We start from the raw sequence: 22,450 nt of genomic DNA on the forward strand, positions 1-22,450 counted from the left end.
ATGTGTAGCTATCAGCCCTGAACCGACGGCCGGCCGACGCTCTCGTAGGTAAAGCCAGCCGCACGCATGTCTTCGGGGCTGAAGATGTTGCGGAGGTCGACGACGACGGGCTGCGCCATGACGCTCTTCAGCCGATCAAGATCGAGACCACGGAATTGCACCCATTCGGTAACGACGACCAGCGCGTCGGCACCTTGCGCACAGGAATAGGCATCCTCGCTATAGGCGATGCTGGGCAGCTCACTCTTGGCCTGCTCCATGCCGACAGGATCGAACGCCTTCACCTTCGCGCCCATGTCGAGGAGACCGGTGACCAGCGGAATCGACGGCGCATCGCGCATGTCATCGGTATCGGGCTTGAAGGTGAGGCCAAGCACGGCAATGGTCTTGCCGCGCAAGGAACCGCCGAGCGCCTGGCTTACTTTCCGCGCCATCGCGCGCTTGCGGTTCTCGTTGACCGCCAGCACGGATTCGACGATGCGCAAGCTCACGTCGTAATCCTGCGCGATCTTGATCAGCGCCTTGGTGTCCTTCGGGAAGCAGGAGCCGCCGAAGCCCGGGCCGGCGTGCAGGAATTTTGTGCCGATACGGTTGTCCAGGCCAATGCCGCGCGCGACTTCCTGCACGTTGGCGCCGACCTTTTCCGAGAGGTCGGCGATCTCGTTGATGAAAGTGATCTTGGTCGCGAGGAACGCGTTCGCGGCGTATTTGATCATCTCCGCAGTACGACGTTCCGTGAACATCAGCGGCGCCTGGTTCAGCGACAGCGGACGATAGATGTCGCCCATCACCTTGCGGCCGCGCTCGTCGGACGTGCCGACGACGACGCGATCGGGGAATTTGAAGTCGCGGATCGCAGCGCCCTCGCGCAGGAACTCCGGATTGGAGGCGACGACGACGTCGGCCTTGGGATTGGCGTCGCGGATGATGCGCTCGACCTCGTCGCCGGTGCCGACCGGAACCGTCGACTTCGTCACCACGACGGTGAAGCCGGACAGCGACTGCGCGATCTCTTTCGCGGCAGCGTAGACGTAGGAGAGATCGGCATGGCCGTCGCCGCGACGCGAGGGTGTGCCGACCGCGATGAACACGGCATCGGCGTCGGCGACCGGCTTCGACAGGTCGGTGGTGAAGTCGAGGCGTTTGGCCTTGACGTTGGTCGCGACCAGCTCGTCGAGGCCGGGCTCGTAGATCGGAATCTCGCCGCGATGAAGCGCCGCGATCTTCTTCTCGTCCTTGTCGACGCAAATGACGTCGTGACCGAAATCCGCAAAGCAGGCTCCGGACACCAGTCCCACATAACCCGTGCCGATCATCGCGATTCGCATGAAAATCCCTGTTTTGGTTTGGTTAACGAAACCCCAACTCGGGGCGGTTTAGCATTTTCCCGTAGGGAAGGAAGAGCCTGCGCTCCAAAACCGGCACGCGATTTGTACCGGTAAAGAAGTCGGAAACCACAAAGCCCCACACTGCCCCACGCCCACACAGGACCGGGCGGAACACGCCTCGAAACGGGACACCATGGCATCATCAGGCACAATTGCCGCGAGCGAGGGCACCAGGGGCCCGGCTGCTGCGCGTGTCGATTGGGTCGACTATGCCAAGGGCATCTGCATCGTCATGGTCGTGATGATGCATTCGGTGCTGGGGGTCGAACTCGCCGCCGGCGAGACCGGTTTCATGCATGTCCTGGTGGCCTTTGCGAAGCCGTTCCGGATGCCGGACTTCTTCCTGATTTCGGGCCTGTTCCTGCCGCTGGTGATCGATCGGGACTGGCGAACCTATCTCGACCGCAAGGTGGTGCATTTCGCTTATTTCTATGTCGTCTGGGTGACAATCCAGTTCGGCTTCAAGGCGCCTGCTTTCGCGGCCGAAACCAGCTGGCGCGACGCTGGCCTGCTCTATCTCGAATCCTTCATCGAGCCGTTCGGCACGCTCTGGTTCATCTACCTGCTGCCGATTTTCTTCATCGTCACAAAACTGACACGACGAATCCCCGCACCCGCGATCTGGCTTGTGGCGGCCGCGCTGGAGACGGCACACATCACAACCGGCTGGACTGCGATCGACGAGTTCTGTGCGCGCTTCGTCTATTTCTACTCGGGCTATCTGTGCGCGCCTTACGTGTTCGCGCTGTCGGATCGCGCGCGCAGCCATCCCGCGATCGCGCTCGCGGCCCTCGCGATCTGGGCGCTGGTCAATGCCGGCCTCGTCGCGTTCGGCGCCAGCGAATGGACGATCGTGTCGCTCGCGCTCGGCTTCGCCGGCGCATGTGCCATCATCACGATCGGCACGCTGCTTGCGCGCGCGCATTGGTGCAGCTTCTTGCGCTTCTGCGGTGAGCATTCGATCGTGATCTATCTCGCCTTCTTCCTGCCGATGGCCGCGACGCGCACGCTGCTATTGCACACCGGGATCATCCCCGACATCGGCACGGTGTCGCTGATCGTCACTATCGTCGGCGTGCTGGGATCGCTCGCGATCTGGCGGGCCGCGCTGAGGCTGCACGCCGACTTCCTGTTCGAGCGGCCCGATGCATTCTGGATCGCGCCGAAGAAGGCTCCAGCCGTGTTGCAGACGGCGGAGTAGCGCCCATTCTCGCCGCGGCGTACTGGATTCCCCGCTTTCGCGGGGAATGACAGCGGGGGATAGCCGCACGACCAGGCCAAAAATCCCCGTTCCAAGGCTGTCTTTTGCCGCAAAAATTCATACATTGCGGCCATGCCAAAAACCTCCCCGAAGACCTCCGCCAAAGCCGAAACCAAATCCGCCGCTGCGACAGCTGTTGCCAAACCGGTCGCGGCGAAAGCGGCCGGCAAGGGGGACCACATCTTCCTGGTCGACGGTTCCGGCTACATCTTCCGCGCCTATCACGCGCTGCCGCCGCTGAACCGCAAGTCCGACGGCTTGCAGGTCAATGCCGTGCTCGGCTTCTGCAACATGCTGTGGAAGCTGTTGCGCGACATGCCCGCCGACAACCGGCCGACGCATCTGGCCATCGTGTTCGACAAGTCCGAGGTCACGTTCCGCAACAAGATCTACCCCGAGTACAAGGCGCACCGGCCGCCTGCGCCGGACGATCTGATCCCGCAATTCGCGCTGATCCGCGAGGCCGTGCGCGCCTTCGACCTGCCCTGCCTGGAACAGGGCGGCTTCGAGGCCGACGATCTGATTGCGACCTATGCGCGGCAGGCCAGCGAGCGCGGCGCCACCACGACCATCGTGTCCTCGGACAAGGATCTGATGCAGCTCGTGAACGACAAGATCACGATGTACGACACCATGAAGGATCGCCGCATCGGCATTCCCGAGGTGATCGAGAAGTTCGGCGTGCCGCCGGAGAAGGTGGTCGAGGTGCAGGCGCTCGCGGGCGACTCCACCGACAACGTGCCTGGTGTGCCCGGCATCGGCATCAAGACCGCGGCGCAGCTGATCGTCGAATATGGCGATCTCGAGCAGCTGTTGTTCCGCGCCACCGAGATCAAGCAACCCAAGCGCCGCGAAGCGCTGATCGAGAATGCGGAGAAGGCGCGGATCTCGCGACAACTCGTGCTGCTCGACGACAAGGTCGAGCTCGAGGTGCCGCTGGACGACCTCGCCGTCCACGAGCCGGATGCGCGAAAACTGATCGCGTTCCTGAAGGCGATGGAATTCTCCACGCTGACGCGCCGCGTCGCCGACTACTCGCAGATCGATCCAGCCAATGTCGATGCTGACGTGAGCAACAGCAGCGGCGCGAGAGGTGGCGACGGCGCGAAGGCAACATCGACCGAAACATCCGGCGATCTCTTCGCCGCTCCTGCGGCCGTCGCCAAGGGCGGCGACAAGGGTGACAAATCCGCAAGCCTGAAGGGCGCGCCGATCTCGCTCGCGGCCGCGCGCGAGGAGGCGCTGCGCAAGCTGCCGGTCGACCGGGCCAAATACCAGACCATCAAGACGCTCGCCGAGCTGAACGGCTTCATTGCGCGCATCCACGATGCCGGTCATGTCGCGATCGAGATCAAGGCCAACTCCATCGATCCGATGCAGGCCGATCTCTGCGGCATCGCACTGGCGCTGGCACCGAACGAGGCCTGCTATGTGCCGCTGGCGCACAAGCAATCGGGTGGCGGTGCGGGCCTGTTCGACGCGGGCCTTGCGCCGGATCAGGTCAAGCACACTGAGGCGATCGAAGCGCTGCGGCCGGTGCTGGAATCTGCGGGCGTGCTCAAGATCGGCTTCGACGTCAAATTCGCTGCCGTGATGCTGGCGCAGCACGGCATTACCTTGCGCAACGCCGACGACGCAAAATTGATCTCCTACGTGCTCGACGCCGGCCGCGGCTCGCACGAGCTGGACTCGCTGTCCGAGCGCTGGTTCGGCCACGCCATGCTGAAGGAGAGCGAGCTGCTCGGCAGCGGCAAGGGCAAGATCACCTTCGACCAGGTGCCGATCGACAAGGCCGCGCCGTTGTCGGCCGAAGGCGCCGACATGGCCTTGCGCGTCTGGCGCGTCCTGAAGCCGCGCCTCATCGCAGAACACATGACCGCCGTCTACGAGACGCTGGAGCGGCCGCTGGTCTCCGTGCTCGCGCGCATGGAGCGGCGCGGCATCTCGATCGACCGCCAGGTGCTGTCCCGTCTCTCCGGCGACTTCGCCCAGACCGCTGCGCGGGTCGAGGCCGAGATCCAGGAGATCGCGGGCGAGCCGGTCAATGTCGGCAGCCCCAAGCAGATCGGCGACATCCTGTTCGGCAAGATGGGACTATCAGGCGGCACCAAGACCAAGACCGGCGCGTGGTCGACCACCGCGCAGGTGCTCGATGAACTCGCCGAGCAGGGCCACGATTTTCCGCGGAAGATTCTGGAGTGGCGCCAGGTCTCGAAGTTGAAATCGACCTACACCGACGCGCTGCCAACCTACGTCAATCCCCAGACCCATCGCGTGCACACGACCTACGCGCTGGCCGCGACCACCACGGGCCGGCTGTCGTCGAACGAGCCGAACTTGCAGAACATCCCGGTCCGCACCGAGGACGGCCGCAAGATTCGCCGCGCCTTCATCGCGACGCCGGGGCACAAGCTGGTCTCGGCCGACTATTCGCAGATCGAGCTGCGGTTGCTGGCGGAGATCGCCGACATTCCCGTGCTGAAGCAGGCGTTCCGCGACGGCCTCGACATTCACGCTATGACCGCATCGGAAATGTTCGGCGTGCCGATCAAGGGCATGCCGAGCGAGATCCGCCGCCGCGCCAAGGCAATCAATTTCGGCATCATCTACGGCATCTCGGCGTTCGGCCTCGCCAACCAACTCGGCATCGCCCGAGAAGAAGCGTCGGCCTACATCAAGAAGTACTTTGAGCGCTTCCCCGGCATCCGCGCCTATATGGACGAGACGCGCGATTTCTGCCGGAGCCACGGCTACGTCACCACGCTGTTCGGTCGCAAGTGCCACTATCCCGACATCAAGGCCTCGAACGCCTCGGTGCGCGCCTTCAACGAGCGCGCCGCGATCAACGCGCGCCTTCAGGGCACCGCCGCCGACATCATCCGCCGCGCCATGACGCGGGTGGAGGATGCGCTGGCCGAGAAAAAACTCTCGGCGCAGATGCTGCTCCAGGTGCATGACGAATTGATCTTCGAGGTACCGGACGCCGAGGTCGCGGCGACGCTCCCCGTCGTGCAGCACGTCATGCAGGACGCGCCGTTCCCGGCCGTGCTGCTGTCGGTGCCGCTGCATGTCGACGCGCGCGCGGCCACGAACTGGGACGAGGCACACTGAGGCGGGCCTTCTGCGAACGCGTGCGATCATTGCGGAATGAGCTCCTATCCACTCGTCATTGCGAGCGAAGCGAAGCAATCCAGTGTGCCTCCGCGGCAAGATTCTGGATTGTTTCGCTTCGCTCGCAATGACGGAGAGGAGGCACTGTCCGGGGCCCCGTAAGAACGGGGCGAGGGAGTGCACTGAGCTCGCGGCGCGAACTCAATTGTCCTCCGTGCAATTGCACGATGGCCCCACGAGGCCGCGCATATTAGAACCGGCGCATCCCCTGCATCGGTTCACTCATGCCCCACACCTCCGCCTTGCTCGGCTTCGGTCTCGTCTGCCTCGGTCTCGTGCTCACGCCCGGGCCGAACATGATCTACCTGATCTCGCGCTCGATCACGCAGGGGCCGGCGGCCGGTATCGTCTCGCTCGGCGGCGTAGCGCTGGGTTTCGTGTTCTACATGTTGTGCGCGGCGTTCGGCATCACGGCGCTGCTGCTGGCGATTCCCTTTGCTTATGACGCGCTGCGCTTTGCCGGCGCCGGATACATGCTGTGGCTCGCCTGGCAGGCCGTGAAACCGGGCGGGCGCTCGCCGTTCCAGGTGAAGCAGCTCACAATCGACAGCCCGCGCAAGTTATTTGCGATGGGGCTCGTCACCAATCTGCTCAATCCGAAGATCGCGATGCTGTACCTGGCGCTGCTGCCGCAGTTCATCGATCCCACGGCCGGCAGCGTGCTGACGCAGTCGGTGGTGCTGGGCGCGATCCAGATCGCGCTCAGCGTCAGCGTCAATGCGATCATCGCGCTCGCGGCCGGATCGATTGCGCTGTTCCTGGCGAGCCGGCCGAGCTGGATGCTGGTGCAGCGCTGGCTGATGGGCACGGTGCTCGCCGGGCTTGCGGTCAGGATGGCGGTCGAGGCGCGGAAGGTGTGATGCAGGCTGTCATGCCCCGGCTTGACCGGGGCATCCAGTACGCCGCGGCCTCTCGGCTCAATCACCGCTGTCTCTGGAATACTCAAATCAATCCAGCTTTGCCTCCATCCCCCGCTTCACCGCCGGGCGGGCCATCAAGGCGTCGTACCAGCGCTTGACGTTGGGGAAGTCGGCGAGCTCGACCTTGTGGCGCGGATGCCGCCAGGCCCAGCCCAGAATGGCGAAATCGGCGACCGAGAGATCGCCGGCGACGAAATCGCGGCCGTCGAGGCGACGGTCCAGCACGCCGTAGAGCCGGCGCGTCTCGGCCATGTAGCGCTTCAACCCGTAGGCGCGGTCCTGCTCGTTCTCGAGCGCGATGAAATGGTGCACCTGGCCCGGCATCGGCCCGAAGCCGCCCATCTGCCACATCAGCCATTCGTAGACGGGGATGCGGCCCGTGAGCGATTTCGGCAGGAATTTACCGGTCTTTTCGCCGAGATAGAGCAGGATCGCGCCGGACTCGAAGATGCTGACAGGCTTGCCGTCCGGCCCTTCGGGGTCGAGGATCGCGGGGATCTTGTTGTTCGGGGAGAGCTTGAGGAACTCCGGCGCCATCTGCTCGCCTTTGCTGATATTCACCGGGATCACCTTGTAGGGCAGCCCCATTTCCTCCAGCGCGACCGAGATTTTGCGGCCGTTCGGCGTGTTCCAGGTGTGCAGCTCGATGGTCATTTGCCTGTTTCCTTGCCCAGTTTCTTGCCCAGTTTCTTACCCAGTTTCTTGCCCGAGGTCTCCGGCATCCACCTACTCCAGAAGGTTGCACCCCCACAACCGGCGGACCGGGATGGCCGATCCCTGTTGACGGGGGACGCCCCCTCTGGAATGTGACTGCCGTCGCGGATAAATTCCGCCACCTTCAAGAACGCCCCCCGAGGGACCGCCGTGTCGAAATCAGCCTCCCGCGCCCGCCTGTTCGAAATCATCCGCCGCCGCTCCTTCGGCCGCGGCGAGGTGACGCTCGCATCGGGCCGCAAGAGCGATTTCTATTTCAACCTCAAGCCGACCATGCTCGACCCCGAGGGCGCGACGCTGCTCGCCGAGCTGACCTATGAAACGCTGAAGGACGACCAGCTCGATTTCATCGGCGGGCTTGAGATGGGCGCGGTGCCGCTGGCCGGTGCGCTGGCGCAGATCTCCTGGATCAAGGGCCATCCGATCGCGGCCTTCTTCGTGCGCAAGAAGCCGAAGGAGCATGGCGCCAAGCTCGCGATCGAAGGCTTGCCGAAGGGCGAGACGCTCGATGGCAAGCGCGTCGTGATCGTCGAGGACGTCACCACCACCGGCGGCTCGGCGATGAAGGCCGTGGAATCCGTACGCGAGACCGGTGCCGAAGTCGTGCTGGTGCTGACCATGGTCGACCGCGAGGAAGGCGCCACCGACACATTTGGTGCGGCCGGCCTGCCGTTCCGCTCGCTGTACAAGGCGTCGGAATTTTTGAAAGCGTAACGGGCGCAAGACGCCCCCTCAACCCCTCATTTACCATCCGGCCCTATGGTGAATCATGTGCTGAGACCCGAGAGGTCCCGGCCGGTTCGGTAGCGTCGGGTGGAGTAAGCGTTGCGTACAGAGTTGTCCCATGCGCGCCGGCGGCGTCGCGCGATGCTTGTGGCCGCCACCCTTGCAGCACCGTTGCTTGCTGCCCCAGCCCCAGTTTCGGCCGAAGGCCTGTTCGACTTCTTCTTCGGCGGAGCCCAGCAACGCCCGCAGCGCGACGTGCCGCAGGCGAACTCCTTCATGGATCCCTTCGCCAGTCAGCAGAACCCCGCCGCCCAGCCGCAATATGTGCCCCCGACCCGCTCGGCGGCGGCCGGCGGCTCCGGCCCGGCTTTCTGCGTGCGCAGCTGCGACGGCAAATATTTTCCGCTGATGCGCGGCCTCGCCTCGCCGGCGCAGATGTGTCAGGCCTTCTGTCCTGCCAGCACGACAAAAGTCTTTTTCGGCTCCTCGATCGACGGCGCCTATAGCCAGACCGGCGAGCGCTACGCCGACAGCGAGAACGCATTCGCCTACCGCAAGGCGCTGCGCGCGGACTGCACCTGCAACGGCCGCGAGCCGGCCGGGCTCGCTCCGGTCGATTTGACGCTGGACTCGTCACTGAAAGCCGGTGACGTCATCGCCACCAGCGACGGCCTGGTCGCCTATACCGGCGTCCGCCTCGGCATGGAGCAGACCGCCGAGTTCACCCCGGTCGCTTCCTATCCCGGCCTCACCGCGCAGGTCCGCGCCCGGCTCGGCGAGATGAAGGTAGCCCCGGTGCGCGCCGAGACGGTGGCCGCTGATGCGCCGGCAGCCGAGATCGTGCGCGAGACGCTGCCGGATGTCACGGTGCCGAAGACACCGGCGAAGTCGGCTAAGCGGGCGGGATTGGATTAAGGCAATCTCTCGTGTCCCGGACGCGGCGCGGCACCGAGTGACGCGACGCAGAGCCGGGACCCAAAGTGAGATGGGCCCCGGTTCAGCAGCGCATCACTGACGTGCTGCGCTGCGCCCGGGGCACGAGACTGTCACCGCCCGATAATCACCCCGATCACATTCGGCGCCGCCAGATATTTCTCCTCGATCGCCGCGCGCGCGGCAGCGCGGTTTTCGGCCGTCAGCAAACCGCGCTTCTCGGCCAAGATCATCCAGCAAAAGCCCCACCAGTCGGTCAGCATGCCCGTCTCGCTGACGAGGTCGTAGCCCTGCTCGGCCGCGAAGATGCGCGCATGCGCTTCGTCCAGCGTGTCGAGGAAGTGATGATCTTCGGCTGCGAAAAGATCGTCGCTGATGTCGTCGATGGTGTAGCCCCAAATCGACTGGCACACCGCGTTAAACTCGCGGTCGAACTGGTCGTCGTCGACGGCACAGCGCCGCGCCGCCTGATGCAGCCGCGACAGCGACCGCGCGAAATCGGCGATCCGGGTGAGCGCAAATTGATCGAAGGCAATGGTGGACATGTAGCCCTCACGACGGCTGTCAGACCCTAGATATTGTGTCGGCAATGCGCCGAATCACAATGATATATCAAAGACTTGCTAAAGTGTTCTTAATTTGTTCCAGAGCGCGACAATACAAGGTCGAGAGTCTTCCCTCTTAGTAGAAGGGTTTGTTGGAGGACCGACACGTGAGACTGCAGGATACAATCCGAATGGCACTGGAGCTAGGCCGCCCGACAGGTTTCGTCACATTCGATCAGCTCAACGAGTTGTTGCCATCGACCACCACGACGCCCGAAGACATCGAAGCGGTCATGCTGGCGCTCAGCGACGAAGGAATAAATCTCGTCGAAAGTGATCCGCCATAAGTTTCGCGAGGACGGCGATGGGGTGGCAGTTTCGCTTCGCCACAACTGCTCAATTCGCCGCCGACATCAACCGATCCCCGCACGCACTCGCATAAAACTTGCCGCCGCATTGGCGCTTGATGGCGGCGCAGCGCGCGGCGGGAGTTGCATTTTGCGGGACGGTGAAGCCACAGCTGAGGCCGTCGGCGCTGCGCTTGCCGGCGGCGAAAGCGGCGCTCGAAGTGGCGATGCAGATGACAAGAAGCGCTGCGGCAGCGATTTCGATCAGCAGTCTCATGGCGCGTCTCCTCCACAGTGATGGCTGAATCTGTCGTCAATGTAGCACCAAATCGGCGTTCTCCCGTGCTGCCCCGGGTTCCCAAACCGGCCCGTTCCTTGCATAATTTTGCGCCAGCGCAGTGCACGGCCGCGCCAGGGATGGTTCCGGTGCAGGGGCAAGACGCGTAGGGTTCAGTGGTGTTCTCGCGACCAGGAAGTGACGGCCTTGCAAGATCAATCGTTCCAGTCAAATTTCCCTGCCCCCGGTCGGCCCATCGACGAACTCGCGTTGTCGGAGATCAAGGGCGCGATCCTGGCGAAGCTGCGCCTTGCCATCGGCAAGGATGCGGGCATGGCGACCAAGCACGACTGGTACCAGGCCGCGGCGCTGGCGTTGCGCGACCGCATCGTGCATCGCTGGCTCACGGCCGAGAAGCGCAGCTACGACGCAGGCCGCAAGCGCGTCTATTATCTCTCGCTCGAATTCCTGATCGGCCGTCTCTTCACCGATGCGCTCAACAATATGGGCCTCCTGAAGATCTTCGAGGTCGCGCTCGGCGATCTCGGCGTGTCGCTGCCTGAGCTGCGCAAATGCGAGCCGGATGCGGCGCTCGGCAATGGCGGCCTCGGCCGCCTCGCCGCCTGCTTCATGGAGAGCATGGCGACGCTGTCGATCCCCGCGATCGGCTACGGCATCCGGTACGATTACGGCCTGTTCCGCCAGATCATCAATCAAGGCTGGCAGCAGGAATATCCGGACGAATGGCTCGGCTTCGGCAACCCCTGGGAGTTGCAGCGGCCGGAAGTGATCTACGACATCAATTTCGGCGGCGGCGTCGAGCATGTCGACGACAAGGGCCGCGACCGCGCGATCTGGCATCCAGGCGAGACGGTACAGGCGATCGCCTATGACACACCGATCGTCGGCTGGCGCGGACAGCACGTCAATGCGCTGCGACTGTGGTCGGCGCGCTCGCCCGATCCGCTCAAGCTCGACGCCTTCAACAAGGGCGACTATGTCAGCGCCAGCGCCGAGCAGTCGCGCGCGGAAGCGATCTGCAAATTCCTCTATCCGAACGACGAGAGCCCGGCGGGCCGTGAGCTGCGGCTGCGCCAGGAATATTTCTTCGTTTCGGCCTCGCTGCAGGATCTGATCAAGCGGCACCTTGCCTCCGATGGCCAGCTGCGCAGCCTGTCATCCAAGGTCGCGGTGCAGCTCAACGACACCCATCCGAGTCTCGCCGTCACCGAGCTGATGCGCATCCTGGTCGACCTCCACAATTTCCGCTGGGACGAGGCCTGGAAGATCACGGTCGCGACGCTGTCCTACACCAATCACACGCTGCTGCCGGAAGCGCTGGAGACCTGGCCAGTCGAGCTGTTCGAGAAGCTGCTGCCGCGCCATCTCGAGATCATCTATCGCATCAACGTGCAGCATCTCGCGCTTGCCGAAGCACGCGCCCCCGGCGACATCGACTTCCGCGCCTCGGTCTCGCTGATCGACGAAAAGAGCGGTCGCCGCGTGCGCATGGGCCAGCTCGCCTTCGTCGGCTCGCACCGCATCAACGGCGTCTCGGCGATGCATTCGGATTTGATGCGCGAGACCGTGTTCCACGATCTCAACCATCTCTATCCCGGCCGCATCACCAACAAGACCAATGGCATCACCTTCCGCCGCTGGCTGATGCTGGCCAATCCGAGGCTGACCGACCTGCTACGTGAGACTTGCGGCGAAGCCGTGCTCGACGATCCGACGCAGCTCTCGCTGATCGAGGCGCGCGCCAGCGACGTCGAATTCCAGAAGAAATTCCGTGCCGTTAAGCTTCACAACAAGACCGCGTTGGCGCGCCTGATCGGCGAACGGCTCGGCATCAAGGTCGACCCGACCGCGTTGTTCGACGTGCAGATCAAGCGCATCCACGAATACAAGCGCCAGCTGCTCAACGTCATCGAGACGGTCGCGCTGTATCAGTCGATCAAGGATGATCCCAACGGCAATTGGGTGCCGCGGGTGAAGATCTTTGCGGGCAAGGCAGCCGCGAGCTACCGCTACGCAAAACTGATCATCAAGCTGATCAACGACGTCGCGGAGGTCGTCAACAACGATCCCGCCATCGGCGGCAAGCTGAAGGTCGTCTTCCTGCCCGACTACAATGTCAGCCTTGCCGAAGTGATCATTCCCGCGGCCGACCTGTCCGAGCAGATCTCGACCGCCGGCATGGAAGCCTCCGGCACCGGCAACATGAAGCTGGCGCTGAACGGCGCCATCACCATCGGCACGCTCGACGGCGCCAATATCGAGATCCGCGACCAGGTCGGCGTTGAGAACATCGCGATCTTCGGCATGGAGGCCGGCGACGTGATGATCAAGCGCAAGCAGGGGCTGGATGCCTCCGACGTGATCCGCAATTCGCCAAAGCTCCAGCGCGCCATCAATGCGATCGGCGCCGGCGAGTTCTCGCCCGGCGATCCCGGCCGCTTCGAATCCATCGCGCACGCACTGCGCTATCTCGACCATTACATGGTCAGCGCCGATTTCGATTCCTACTACGAAGCACAGCGTGCGGTCGACGCGCGCTGGCAGGTGGCGCCGGCCTGGACCCGCGCCTCCATCCTCAACGTCGCGCGTATGGCGTGGTTCTCGTCCGACCGCACCATCCGCGAATATGCCGAGGAGATCTGGAACGTGCCGGTCAATCCGATTGCCCCGCCGTTCCAGACGGCCGAGGATTTGCGCGACGCGGCGAGCTGATTTTTCCGCAACGTGAAATCGGCTACCCCCGAGGTAATTGCACAACCCGGCATCGGACGTGATATGACGTCCGTCATTGAAAGCCGGACATGACAATGCACGCCAAACTCCCGCACCCCTTCGACGACGCCACCCGCATCACCGCCGGTGACTCGAGCTGGCAGGGGCACACCAGTGACGATTATTGGGCCTTTGTCGGCCCGTTCGGCGGGGCCACGGCCGCGACCATTTTGCGTGCGCTGATCGAGCACCCGCAACGCGCCGGCGATCCGCTGGCGCTGACCGTCAATTACTGCGCGCCGATCGCCAAAGGCCCGTTCGATCTCGACGTGCGTCTGGTAAAGGGCAACCGCTCCAGCCAGCACTGGAGCGTCGAACTGTCGCAGGGCGGCGGCGAGGTCGCGACGCTTGCGACCGCCGTGTTCGCCGAGCGCCGGCCGTCCTGGGAGCACCGGGTAGCGCAATATCCGGATACCAAGCCGTTCGAACAAACGCTGCCGTTCCCAAGTATCAAGGCATCCTGGGCCAACCAGTATGAATTCCGCTTCGTCGAGGGCGAGATGCGGATTGGCCCACCGCAGCCAGAGCTCGCCAGCACTTACTCAAAGCTCTGGATCGGCGATCGCGAGCCGCGCAAGCTCGACATGCCGTCGCTGATGTCGATGTCGGATGCCTTCTTCGGCCGCATCTTCCACGCGCGCCGCGAGCTGGTGCCGTTCGGCACGGTGTCGCTGACAACGTATTTTCACACTGACAGCGAAGAGCTCGCGGCCGAAGACATCACGCGCGTGCTGGCGACGGCTGACTCGAAAATCATGCACAAGAGCTACGCCGACCAGAACGCCGAGCTGTGGTCGCCGAACGGACGGCTGCTCGCGACCACGACGCAGATTGCGTATTTCAAGGCCTGAGGTGTCGTCCCCGCGAACGCGGGGACCCATAACCACAGGGAGCAGTTTGGCGAAGATCCGTCGTGATCACTTCTTCACCGGTACTCGCACCGCATTCCCTTGATAGATCACGCGGTATGGGTCCCCGCATCCGCGGGGACGACACTGAGTGTGGGGTTTGCACTAGCGGCCACAAAACGAAAAGGGCGGCCTTTCGGCCGCCCTTTTGCATTTCAAGCAGAAGCGGAAATTACTCCGCCGCGAGCTTCACGTCCGGCGCAGCCGCGCGCACTTCGGCGTCGACCTGGGCTTCGAACTTGGCAAAGTTCTTCTGGAACATGCCGACCAGCGCGCGGGCGGTCTTGTCGAACTCGTCCTTGTCCTTCCAGGTATTGACCGGGTTGAGGATCTCGCTCGGCACGCCCGGCAGCGCGGTCGGGACCGCGAAGCCGAAATATTTGTCGGTGCGGAATTCGACATTGCGAAGCGATCCGTCGAGGGCTGCGGTCAGCAGCGCGCGCGTCACCTTGATCGGCATGCGCGAGCCCGTGCCGTACTTGCCGCCGGTCCAGCCGGTGTTGACCAGCCAGCAGTCGACATTGTGCTGGGCAATGAGGTCACGCAGCATGTTGCCGTAAACGGATGGATCGAGCGGCAGGAAGGGCGAGCCGAAGCAGGTCGAGAATTCCGGCTGCGGTTCGTTACCCAGACCGCGCTCGGTGCCGGCGACCTTGGCGGTGTAGCCGGAGAGGAAGTGGTACATCGCCTGCGCCGGCGACAGTTTTGCGATCGGCGGCAGCACGCCGAAGGCGTCGGCGGCGAGCATCACCACGTTCTTCGGCTGCGGCGCACGGCCGGTGCGCGAGGCGTTCGGGATAAAGTCGAGCGGATAGGCCGAGCGCGTGTTCTCGGTCTTGGAGCCGTCGTTGAAATCGACTACGCGGGTGTCCTCGTCGAGCACGCAGTTCTCGAGCACCGCACCGAAGCGGGTCGACGCCGCGTAGATCTCGGGCTCGGCTTCCTGCGAGAGCTTGATGCACTTGGCGTAGCAGCCGCCCTCGAAATTGAAGATACCGTTCGGGCCCCAGCCGTGCTCGTCGTCACCGATCAGCGTGCGGTTGGGATCGGCCGACAGCGTGGTCTTGCCGGTGCCTGACAGGCCGAAGAAGATCGCGGAATCGCCCTTGGCGCCGACATTGGCCGAGCAGTGCATCGGCATCACGCCGCGCTCGGGCAGATAATAGTTCAGCGTGGTGAAGACCGACTTCTTCATTTCGCCGGCATAGTAGGAGCCGCCGATCAGCACGATCTTGCGGGCGAAGTCGATCGCGACGACGTTCTCCGACTTGCAGCCATGGCGCTCCGGATCGGCGCGGAAACTCGGCATGTCGATGATGGTGAGCTCCGGTGTGAAGCTCGACAGCTCGATCGCCTCGGGACGGATCAGCAGCGTGCGGATGAACAGCGAGTGCCAGGCGAGTTCGGTGAAGACGCGGGTCTTGATCCGGTAGGCCGGATCGGCACCGCCATAGAGGTCCTGCGCGAACAGGCTTTTGCCTTCGGCGTGCTTGAGGAAGTCCTGGTACAGCGTCTCGAACTGCTCCGCGGTGATCGACTGGTTGCCGGCCCACCACATCTTCTTGTCGGTGGTGGCGTCACGCACCGTGAACTTGTCCTTCGGGCTGCGGCCCGTGAACTCGCCGGTGTCGGCGCAGAGCGAACCATCGGCGGACAGCACCGCCTCGCCCGCGGACAGCGAGTATTGATAGAGTTGCGGTGCGCCAAGGTTCCAGTGAACCTGCTTGAGATTCTTTAAGCCGAATTTGTCGGCACCGAAGGCACCGTTGCGCACGCCCGTCTCTTGCACGAAAAATCCTCCTAGAACCCGCGACACATAGCGCGACCTAACCTTGGCGCCATCGCGGTCACCGTGAATTGCAGGCCGGCCGGCCTCGGCTGGACGACCTAATACTGATGAACGCTGACGTTGCCAAGCCGATCCCGTAGGATTTGGTTTATTCAAGGACCGCGCCAAACGTCGCGCATGACAGCCCTGAGCGGCTGCATCAAAAAATTAGAAATGGTCGCGCAACCAAACGCGCATTTCGACGTTATTCCGCGTTTTGCGACGCACAATCGTGCGCCGGTCTATCGTACCGCACCTTCGCCGATCAACGCGAACGGCCCCCACATCGCAGGGTAGGCATTCCGCGGCGACGAGGTGTCATCAACGTACGTTAACATCGCGCGCCGCAGAGCTTCGGCTCTGCCGATTTTTGGTTCGTTCTTGAGCAGATCGAAAGACGAAGTGGTCAAGCGGGTAGCAGCTTCCGAATCCACTGCCCAATGCGAAACCAAGAGCGCGCGTGCGCCGGCATAAAAGAAGGCGCGCGCCAGTCCCGACAGGGCCTCGGCGCCCGGCTTGTCGCCGGCGATGGTGTTGCAGGCCGACAGCACGACCCAATCGGCATTGAGCTTGAGCTGGGCAACTTCGCTCGCCGTGAGCAGACCATCGTCGAGCTCTGAGGGCTGGTCGGGAATCGACAGCGCAAGCGATGGCTCGCCCACACCCTTGATGTCGCCGGCGACGAGGCCATGGGTCGCAAAGTAGATGATGCTGTATTGAGCAAGCGGTGCACGCTTGAGCGTCGCTTCGCTGGCATCGCGCCCGAGATGAATGTCGGCATCAGTCGCGCCGACATCCTTCGCTACGGCGTTCAGCTCGTCTGCAGTATCGGGAAGTTGCGGCAACGCCTGCGCAAGCCGCGCGCGATCGACGCCCGCGCCGCGCCAGAAGTCGGTGTAAGCGATGGTCGCGATGCTGCGCGCGGCAACCTTGCCGCCCGCTGCGCGCCGGTCGGACGGGACATCCTCGGCGGGATTGAACACGGGATCGCCAAAGCCGGTCATCGGCTTGACGCCCTGATCCCTACGCGCAAAGGCGCGCAGCGATTTCAGGCTGACCGCCGATGGCAGCACCGAGACAGCCTGACGCCGCAGCAGCCAGGCAGCACTGCGATAACCTTCGAGCGTATCCGGGATCGCAGCTTGCGGTGTCTCCGTGACGAGCAGATGAAACGGCAGCGCGGTGAGCGCGCCCGACGGCACTGTGAGCAGGCTGCGCTTGTCCTTGATGAGCGCCTCGACCGGTCCGAGCAGCGTGACATAGAGCTCGTTGGCGAGCGCGAGGTCGAACAGGCCTGATTTGCCGGAGCCGTCGCGCGCCTTGCCGACATCGAGACCCCTGCGGAAAGACGTGACCTTCTGCGCCAGCGCGTCTGCGCCAAGCGGAATTTCCTTCCAGTCGGCGCCCTCGCGCGTGATGGCGATGACATAGCTGCGGTTGTCGACGACGGAATAGAGCACCATCGCCTCATCGGCCGACAGCAGGGGCTGGACGTCCTTGACCGTCAATGGCAGCGGGTTGGAGAGCGAGGCATAGTCGGGGAATTCAATAGCGAGCGCCTTCTGCAAGCCGGCGCGCTCGCTTGCGATGGCTGCGATCCGCGCGCGGCTGCGCTGCTCGGCGGCGACATCGCGCTGCGCCGACGGCTTCGACACGGCCGCGATGATCGCTTTGTCAAGCGATTCAGATTCGGCTCCGAGATCCTGGTCCTTGCGCACCAGCTCGGCGAGCCGGTCGCTGCCGGCGGCGAGCCGCACCGCGAGCTTGTTCACGGCCGAAGCGGCGGAGGATTGCGTGCCGCGCTGGATCGCGGCGAGCGCCTCGTCCAGCGCCTTGTCCTGCGGCAGCAGCGCTTGCTGGCGCGCCGCCAACAGGATCGGCAGCACCACGCGCAGCTGCGCGCGATCGTTCGCAAGCGTTTTTTCCGCGAGCGGCAACGCGTCCGCCGTTCGCCCGGACACAAAGAGGAAATAAGCGAGATTGCTGGTGGATGTCGCGACGTCCGGATGATCCGGCCCAAGCGCACGCTCGCGGATGGCGAGCGCGCGGCGATACAGCGGTTCGGCATCGGCATAGCGCTGCTGGTGCTCGTAGAGGCCGGCGAGATTGTTGAGGGACCGCGCGACGTCGGGATGATCGGGCCCCAGCGCTTTTTCGCGGATCGCGAGCGAGCGCTTGATCGGCGCTTCGGCTTCGGCGTCGCGACCGAGATCGCGATCGACCTGGCCAATGTTGTTCAGGACCGTGGCGACCGCAGGATGCTCGGGCCCGGCGGCCTTCTGGTAGATCGCGAGCGCGCGCTGAAACAGCGGCTCGGCTTCGGCCTGGCGCTGCTGCCTGACATAGAGCGTGGCCAGATTGTTGAGAGCCTGGCCGACATCGGGATGCTCGCGTGACAGGCTCTTCTCCCGGACGGCCAGCGCACGCTTGAACAGCGGCTCGGCCTCGGCAAAGCGGCTCTGCCGCTGATACAGCGCGGCGAGATTGGTCAGTTCGGCCGCGACCAGTGCGTTGTCGAGACCGAGCGACTTCTCCATCAATGCGATCGAACGCTTGTAGAGCGGCTCGGCGAGGTCGTCCCGGCCCTGACCGGCATAGACCTGACCGAGGTTGTTCAAGGCGGCCGCAAGTTCGCGACCGTTGTCGCTTTTCTCCAGGCCCGCGACCATGCCTTGCGCCAACGGAAGCGCTTCCGAATATCTGCCGGCCTTGGTGAGCTCGTTGATCCTGGCACTCTCCGTCGCGAGATTGGCCCTCTGGGCAAGGCCGGGCGTGGCCAGCGATGCAGTGATCGCGAGCGCCAGCCCCGCGACCCATGCCAAACGACAACGCGTCATGAACCCTCTCGCCGCCAACCGCAGACCATTACGGTCTTGGGTCGCCGCGATGGGCGCCAGCGTTCAAAATTGTTGCAGCTGGTCCGTCTTTTAATCCGTCTTGGCTAATCCGAATTGGCTAATCCGTCTTGGCTAATCCGTCTTGGCGCGTGCTTCGCTCGCAAGCCTGACCAGCATTTTGCGCAGCGCCGTGCCATTCGTCACCCGCTCCGGGAAGTCCAGCCGCAGCGCGGTCTGGCCCTCCTGCATGTCGAGGCCCTCGGGGTCGCAGCCGGTGCAGCGCCAGTCCCCTTCGGCCGCACTGAGCAGCTTTGTCGCATAGAGTCCCATGGCATCGCGGTGGTCGGCATTCATGTGCTCGACCGCGCCTTGCTCGGCCGCCAGCAGGTCCTCGGCCCCCGCAAGGTCCGTGAGGAACTGTTCCGGCTTGAGATCGACGATTCGGCCAAAGCCTGCGACCAGATGGGTTCCGGTGGGGTGGATCCGGAAGAACGAGAAATCCTTAAATGAGACAAAGGCTTCCGCCGACGGATGGGCATTGAGATACCGCCGCTGGAGCAGATCCCTCTCGTCCTCGGCCGGTTCGGCCCGGCCGGACAGCATGATCCGGGCGCCTTCCAGCGGATCGCCCGCAGCGCGCTCGTCCAGCATCAGGGAGACCCGGTTGTCTGCGAGGATGTTCTTGGTATGAACCGCCAATCGGGAGATCAGCAGGATCGGGGAACCGTCTGGATGGCTGGCCAGATTGATCAGGGAACAGTAGGGATCGCCGCTCCCCGGCATGAGCGTCGCGAGCGCCCCCTGCCGCGACCGCCTGAGCAGCGATTTGGCGAGCTTTCCGGGGTCGAAATCAGAGGTCGGTTGCATGGGCTTTCTCGGCTCAGGTGGTTGCAAGGCGGGCCTTTTTTCGGGTAAACGAGGGCCGGGTTATGGGTCGACATGCGGCGAATCTGCCGTGTTTCGCGGAACTTGGTCACACTTCAGCCCAGCTTGCATTGCTCGGTGACAAGGTTCGAATGCCAATTTGGCACCCATGTATGCGGCGCATCACTGGATTGCTCGCCGTTTAAGCCACGACCCAAACGGAAAGCAGAAAGCAGAGGCTCATGCCCACAATCGCTTTGGTCGACGACGACCGCAACATTCTCACATCCGTCTCGATCGCGCTGGAAGCCGAAGGCTATCGCATCATGACCTACACCGACGGCGCCTCCGCGCTCGACGGTTTCCGCACCACCCAGCCCGATCTCGCCATCCTCGATATCAAGATGCCGCGCATGGACGGCATGGAGACGCTGCGCCGTCTCAGACAGAAGTCCGACCTGCCGGTGATCTTCCTGACCTCCAAGGACGAGGAGATCGACGAGCTGTTCGGCCTCAAGATGGGCGCCGACGATTTCATCCGCAAACCGTTCTCGCAGCGCCTGCTGGTCGAACGCGTCAAGGCGGTGCTGCGCCGCTCGGCGCCGAAGGATCCGACCGTCGCGCCGAAGGAGAACGATGCCAAGGCGCTCGACCGAGGCCTGCTGCGCATGGATCCGGAACGGCATACCTGCACCTGGAAAAACGAACCGGTGACGCTGACGGTCACCGAATTCCTGATCCTGCAGGCACTGGCGACACGGCCCGGCGTGGTCAAGAGCCGCAACGCGCTGATGGACGCCGCCTATGACGACCAGGTCTATGTCGACGACCGCACCATCGACAGCCACATCAAGCGGCTGCGCAAGAAGTTCAAGGTGACCGACAACGATTTCGAGATGATCGAGACGCTGTACGGCGTCGGCTACCGCTTCAAGGAAGCCTGAGGCGCACGCGCCTTCACGACAGATGAGGGCTGCGCCGGTTCTGATTCCATCAGAACCGGGCATGCTCTAAAGCGCGATGTGGTCGCGCTTTAGGTTATTGTTTGAGCATGATCTTTTCGGAAAACCGCTGCACACTTTTCCGGATCATGCTCTAGGATGCGGGGACCGTCGCACGAGCTGTCCTAACGCGGGCGTAAGCATTGCTTGACCGAACGCAGCCTGATCCGAGTTCGAACGCCGAGGACGTTACCGCCCACGGCGCCTCGGAGCATGAGGACAAGCCGGTCGCGCGAGGCTGGGGACCGCTGAACTGGCTCAAGCGCGCCGGCCAGTTCTTCTTCGCGCTGTCCTTCTCGAGCCTCACCCGCCGCATCGTCTCGCTCAACCTCGCGGGCCTCGTCGCCCTGGTCGCGAGCATCCTCTATCTGTCGCAGTTCCGCGCCGGCCTGATCGACGCGCGCGCGCAAAGCCTGCTGGTGCAGGCCGAAATCATCGCCGGCGCCATCGGCGCCTCGGCGACGGTGCAAACCAATGCGATCACCGTCGACCCCGAGCGGCTGCTCGATCTGAAACTGGGCGAGAGCTACGGCGGGCCCGACGATTCGCTGGATTTTCCGATCAATCCCGAGCGCGTGGCGCCGGTGTTGCGCACGCTGATCTCGCCGACCAAGACCCGCGCGCGGATCTTCGATCCCAACGGCTCGGTGTTGCTCGACAGCCGTGACCTCGACGTTCTCAGGGCCTTTCCGCTGCCGCCGCCGTCCGAGAAACCCGGGCTGGTCGAGCGCGCCATGGTCGCAACCCGCACCTGGCTGAACCGCGGCGACCTGCCACTCTATCGCGAACTCGGGCGCGAGAACGGCAATGGCTATGTGGAAGTGGCCGATGCGCTCCAGGGCCAGAAGCGCTCGATGGTGCGGGTCAATGCGCGCGGCGAGGTGATTGTCTCGGTTGCGGTCCCCGTGCAGCGCGCGCGCGCCATCCACGGCGCGCTGATGCTGTCGACGCAAGGCGACGAAATCGATCAGATGGTCACGGCCGAGCGCCTCGCGATCCTGAAGGTCGGCGGCGTCGCCGCCGCGGTCATGATCATGCTGTCACTGCTGCTTGCGAGCACGATCGCAGGTCCTGTGCGCCGGCTCGCCGACAGCGCCGAGCTGGTCCGCCGCCGCATCAAGACCCGCGTCGAGATTCCCGACTTCACCCGCCGCCGCGACGAGATCGGCCATCTCTCCGGTGCGCTGCGCGATATGACCGGCGCGCTCTACAAGCGGATCGAGGCGATCGAGATGTTCGCCGCCGACGTCGCCCATGAGCTGAAGAACCCGCTGACCTCGCTGCGCTCCGCGGTCGAGACGATGCCGCTGGCGCGCAACGAGACCAGCCGCGCCCGCCTGCTCGAGGTGATCGAGCACGACGTCAAGCGGCTCGACCGCCTGATCTCGGACATCTCGGATGCGAGCCGGCTCGATGCTGAATTGCAGCGACAGGATGCGGTCCCGGTCGATCTCAAGCGGCTCCTGGGCACGCTGGTTGCCGTCGCCAATGAGACAAAACTCGGCCACGACGTCGCGGTCGAGGCGCGCTTCGAGGGCCGCAGCCCGACCGACACGTTCGCGGTCACGGGTCATGATTCGCGGCTCGGGCAGGTGGTCTCCAACCTGCTCTCCAACGCGCAGTCCTTCTCGGAGGCCGGAGCCAAGGTGCGGCTGACCTGCCGCCGTGTCCGCGGCGAGATCGAGATCGTGGTCGACGACGACGGCCCCGGCATCCGCGACGACGCGCTGGAGCGTATCTTCGAGCGCTTCTATACCGACCGGCCGCATCAGGGCTTTGGCCAGAATTCCGGCCTCGGCCTGTCGATCTCCAAGCAGATCGTCGACGCCCATGGCGGGCGCATCTGGGCGGAGAATCGCGCCGGCCCCGCCGACGAGGACGGTGCGCCGACGGTTGCCGGCGCGCGCTTCGTGGTGAGACTGCCGGCGCTATGAGCC

Annotated in this window: 16 protein-coding genes and 1 pseudogene; 10 read left to right on the forward strand and 7 right to left on the reverse strand. The window is 64.0% G+C overall.

The annotated features are described in order from the left end of the window. Positions 1-11 precede the first annotated feature (11 nt). The gene (locus tag V1280_RS27260; protein WP_334531332.1) at positions 12-1,328 is read right to left on the reverse strand and encodes a UDP-glucose dehydrogenase family protein; all 1,317 of its coding nucleotides are present in this window, start codon (positions 1,326-1,328) and stop codon (positions 12-14) included. Positions 1,329-1,521: 193 nt separating this feature from the next. On the opposite strand from V1280_RS27260, the gene V1280_RS27265 reads away from it, so the two are divergent. The 3 genes from V1280_RS27265 to V1280_RS27275 all read left to right on the forward strand — a co-directional run bounded on the left by V1280_RS27265 (position 1,522) and on the right by V1280_RS27275 (position 6,680). Then, entirely contained in the window at positions 1,522-2,589 is a 1,068-nt protein-coding gene (locus V1280_RS27265; RefSeq protein WP_334531335.1) for an acyltransferase family protein, read from the forward strand. 132 nt (positions 2,590-2,721) lie between these two features. Next, positions 2,722-5,760: a DNA polymerase I gene (gene polA / locus V1280_RS27270; RefSeq protein WP_334531338.1), complete on the forward strand. Its 3,039-nt coding sequence runs from the start codon at positions 2,722-2,724 to the stop codon at positions 5,758-5,760. Positions 5,761-6,044: 284 nt separating this feature from the next. Then, positions 6,045-6,680: a LysE family translocator gene (locus V1280_RS27275; protein WP_334531341.1), complete on the forward strand. Its 636-nt coding sequence runs from the start codon at positions 6,045-6,047 to the stop codon at positions 6,678-6,680. Between the two features lie 87 nt (positions 6,681-6,767). Here the strand turns inward: V1280_RS27275 and V1280_RS27280 are convergent, their stop codons facing one another. Further along, positions 6,768-7,394 carry a glutathione S-transferase family protein gene (locus V1280_RS27280; RefSeq protein WP_334531344.1) on the reverse strand — a complete coding sequence of 209 codons (627 nt, stop codon included), beginning with the start codon at positions 7,392-7,394 and terminating at the stop codon, positions 6,768-6,770. A 210-nt stretch (positions 7,395-7,604) separates the two neighbouring features. On the opposite strand from V1280_RS27280, the gene pyrE reads away from it, so the two are divergent. Both pyrE and V1280_RS27290 read left to right on the forward strand, forming a co-directional pair. Then, positions 7,605-8,168: an orotate phosphoribosyltransferase gene (pyrE, locus tag V1280_RS27285; protein ID WP_334531347.1), complete on the forward strand. Its 564-nt coding sequence runs from the start codon at positions 7,605-7,607 to the stop codon at positions 8,166-8,168. Positions 8,169-8,321: 153 nt separating this feature from the next. Beyond that, positions 8,322-9,095, forward strand: coding sequence for a DUF2865 domain-containing protein (locus V1280_RS27290; RefSeq protein WP_334531350.1), 774 nt, complete (start codon positions 8,322-8,324; stop codon positions 9,093-9,095). A 131-nt stretch (positions 9,096-9,226) separates the two neighbouring features. On the opposite strand, the gene V1280_RS27295 is transcribed toward V1280_RS27290, so the two are convergent. Next, positions 9,227-9,658, reverse strand: coding sequence for a hypothetical protein (locus V1280_RS27295; RefSeq protein ID WP_334531353.1), 432 nt, complete (start codon positions 9,656-9,658; stop codon positions 9,227-9,229). A gap of 191 nt (positions 9,659-9,849) precedes the next feature. Here V1280_RS27295 and V1280_RS27300 point away from each other — a divergent pair. Continuing rightward, positions 9,850-9,996, forward strand: a pseudogene (locus tag V1280_RS27300) (RNA polymerase sigma factor region1.1 domain-containing protein); the annotation flags it as partial. Positions 9,997-10,054: 58 nt separating this feature from the next. Here the strand turns inward: V1280_RS27300 and V1280_RS27305 are convergent. Further along, positions 10,055-10,282, reverse strand: coding sequence for a hypothetical protein (locus V1280_RS27305; protein ID WP_334531359.1), 228 nt, complete (start codon positions 10,280-10,282; stop codon positions 10,055-10,057). Between the two features lie 207 nt (positions 10,283-10,489). On the opposite strand from V1280_RS27305, the gene V1280_RS27310 reads away from it, so the two are divergent. Next, entirely contained in the window at positions 10,490-13,015 is a 2,526-nt protein-coding gene (locus V1280_RS27310) for a glycogen/starch/alpha-glucan phosphorylase (RefSeq protein ID WP_334531362.1), read from the forward strand. A 95-nt stretch (positions 13,016-13,110) separates the two neighbouring features. Next, on the forward strand, positions 13,111-13,926 hold the full coding sequence (locus V1280_RS27315; RefSeq protein WP_334531364.1) for an acyl-CoA thioesterase: 816 nt from the start codon (positions 13,111-13,113) through the stop codon (positions 13,924-13,926). Between the two features lie 229 nt (positions 13,927-14,155). Here V1280_RS27315 and V1280_RS27320 read toward each other — a convergent pair whose 3' ends face one another. The 3 genes from V1280_RS27320 to V1280_RS27330 all read right to left on the reverse strand — a co-directional run bounded on the left by V1280_RS27320 (position 14,156) and on the right by V1280_RS27330 (position 19,515). After that, positions 14,156-15,772, reverse strand: a complete 1,617-nt coding sequence (locus V1280_RS27320; protein WP_334531367.1) for a phosphoenolpyruvate carboxykinase — start codon at positions 15,770-15,772, stop codon at positions 14,156-14,158. Between the two features lie 281 nt (positions 15,773-16,053). Next, on the reverse strand, positions 16,054-18,648 hold the full coding sequence (locus V1280_RS27325; protein WP_334531370.1) for a CHAT domain-containing tetratricopeptide repeat protein: 2,595 nt from the start codon (positions 18,646-18,648) through the stop codon (positions 16,054-16,056). Positions 18,649-18,780: 132 nt separating this feature from the next. Next, the gene (locus V1280_RS27330; protein ID WP_334531373.1) at positions 18,781-19,515 is read right to left on the reverse strand and encodes a HugZ family pyridoxamine 5'-phosphate oxidase; all 735 of its coding nucleotides are present in this window, start codon (positions 19,513-19,515) and stop codon (positions 18,781-18,783) included. A 239-nt stretch (positions 19,516-19,754) separates the two neighbouring features. Between V1280_RS27330 and V1280_RS27335 the strand changes: the two genes are divergently transcribed. Further along, the gene (locus V1280_RS27335) at positions 19,755-20,456 is read left to right on the forward strand and encodes a response regulator transcription factor (protein WP_148775966.1); all 702 of its coding nucleotides are present in this window, start codon (positions 19,755-19,757) and stop codon (positions 20,454-20,456) included. Between the two features lie 200 nt (positions 20,457-20,656). Continuing rightward, positions 20,657-22,447, forward strand: coding sequence for a sensor histidine kinase (locus tag V1280_RS27340; RefSeq protein ID WP_148775967.1), 1,791 nt, complete (start codon positions 20,657-20,659; stop codon positions 22,445-22,447). Positions 22,448-22,450: the final 3 nt, after the last annotated feature.

Origin of the sequence: Bradyrhizobium sp. AZCC 2230, from assembly GCF_036924495.1 — a bacterium.
GTDB classification, from domain to species: domain Bacteria; phylum Pseudomonadota; class Alphaproteobacteria; order Rhizobiales; family Xanthobacteraceae; genus Bradyrhizobium; species Bradyrhizobium rifense.

Coding starts and splice junctions, on each gene's coding strand:
- V1280_RS27325 (WP_334531370.1), bottom strand. CDS start 18,648: ATGACGCGTTGTCGTTTGGCATGGGTCGCGGGGCTGGCGCTCGCGATC.
- V1280_RS27280 (WP_334531344.1), bottom strand. CDS start 7,394: ATGACCATCGAGCTGCACACCTGGAACACGCCGAACGGCCGCAAAATC.
- V1280_RS27305 (WP_334531359.1), bottom strand. CDS start 10,282: ATGAGACTGCTGATCGAAATCGCTGCCGCAGCGCTTCTTGTCATCTGC.
- V1280_RS27335 (WP_148775966.1), top strand. CDS start 19,755: ATGCCCACAATCGCTTTGGTCGACGACGACCGCAACATTCTCACATCC.
- V1280_RS27290 (WP_334531350.1), top strand. CDS start 8,322: ATGCTTGTGGCCGCCACCCTTGCAGCACCGTTGCTTGCTGCCCCAGCC.
- V1280_RS27315 (WP_334531364.1), top strand. CDS start 13,111: ATGCACGCCAAACTCCCGCACCCCTTCGACGACGCCACCCGCATCACC.
- polA (WP_334531338.1), top strand. CDS start 2,722: ATGCCAAAAACCTCCCCGAAGACCTCCGCCAAAGCCGAAACCAAATCC.
- V1280_RS27275 (WP_334531341.1), top strand. CDS start 6,045: ATGCCCCACACCTCCGCCTTGCTCGGCTTCGGTCTCGTCTGCCTCGGT.
- V1280_RS27330 (WP_334531373.1), bottom strand. CDS start 19,515: ATGCAACCGACCTCTGATTTCGACCCCGGAAAGCTCGCCAAATCGCTG.
- V1280_RS27295 (WP_334531353.1), bottom strand. CDS start 9,658: ATGTCCACCATTGCCTTCGATCAATTTGCGCTCACCCGGATCGCCGAT.
- V1280_RS27260 (WP_334531332.1), bottom strand. CDS start 1,328: ATGCGAATCGCGATGATCGGCACGGGTTATGTGGGACTGGTGTCCGGA.
- V1280_RS27265 (WP_334531335.1), top strand. CDS start 1,522: ATGGCATCATCAGGCACAATTGCCGCGAGCGAGGGCACCAGGGGCCCG.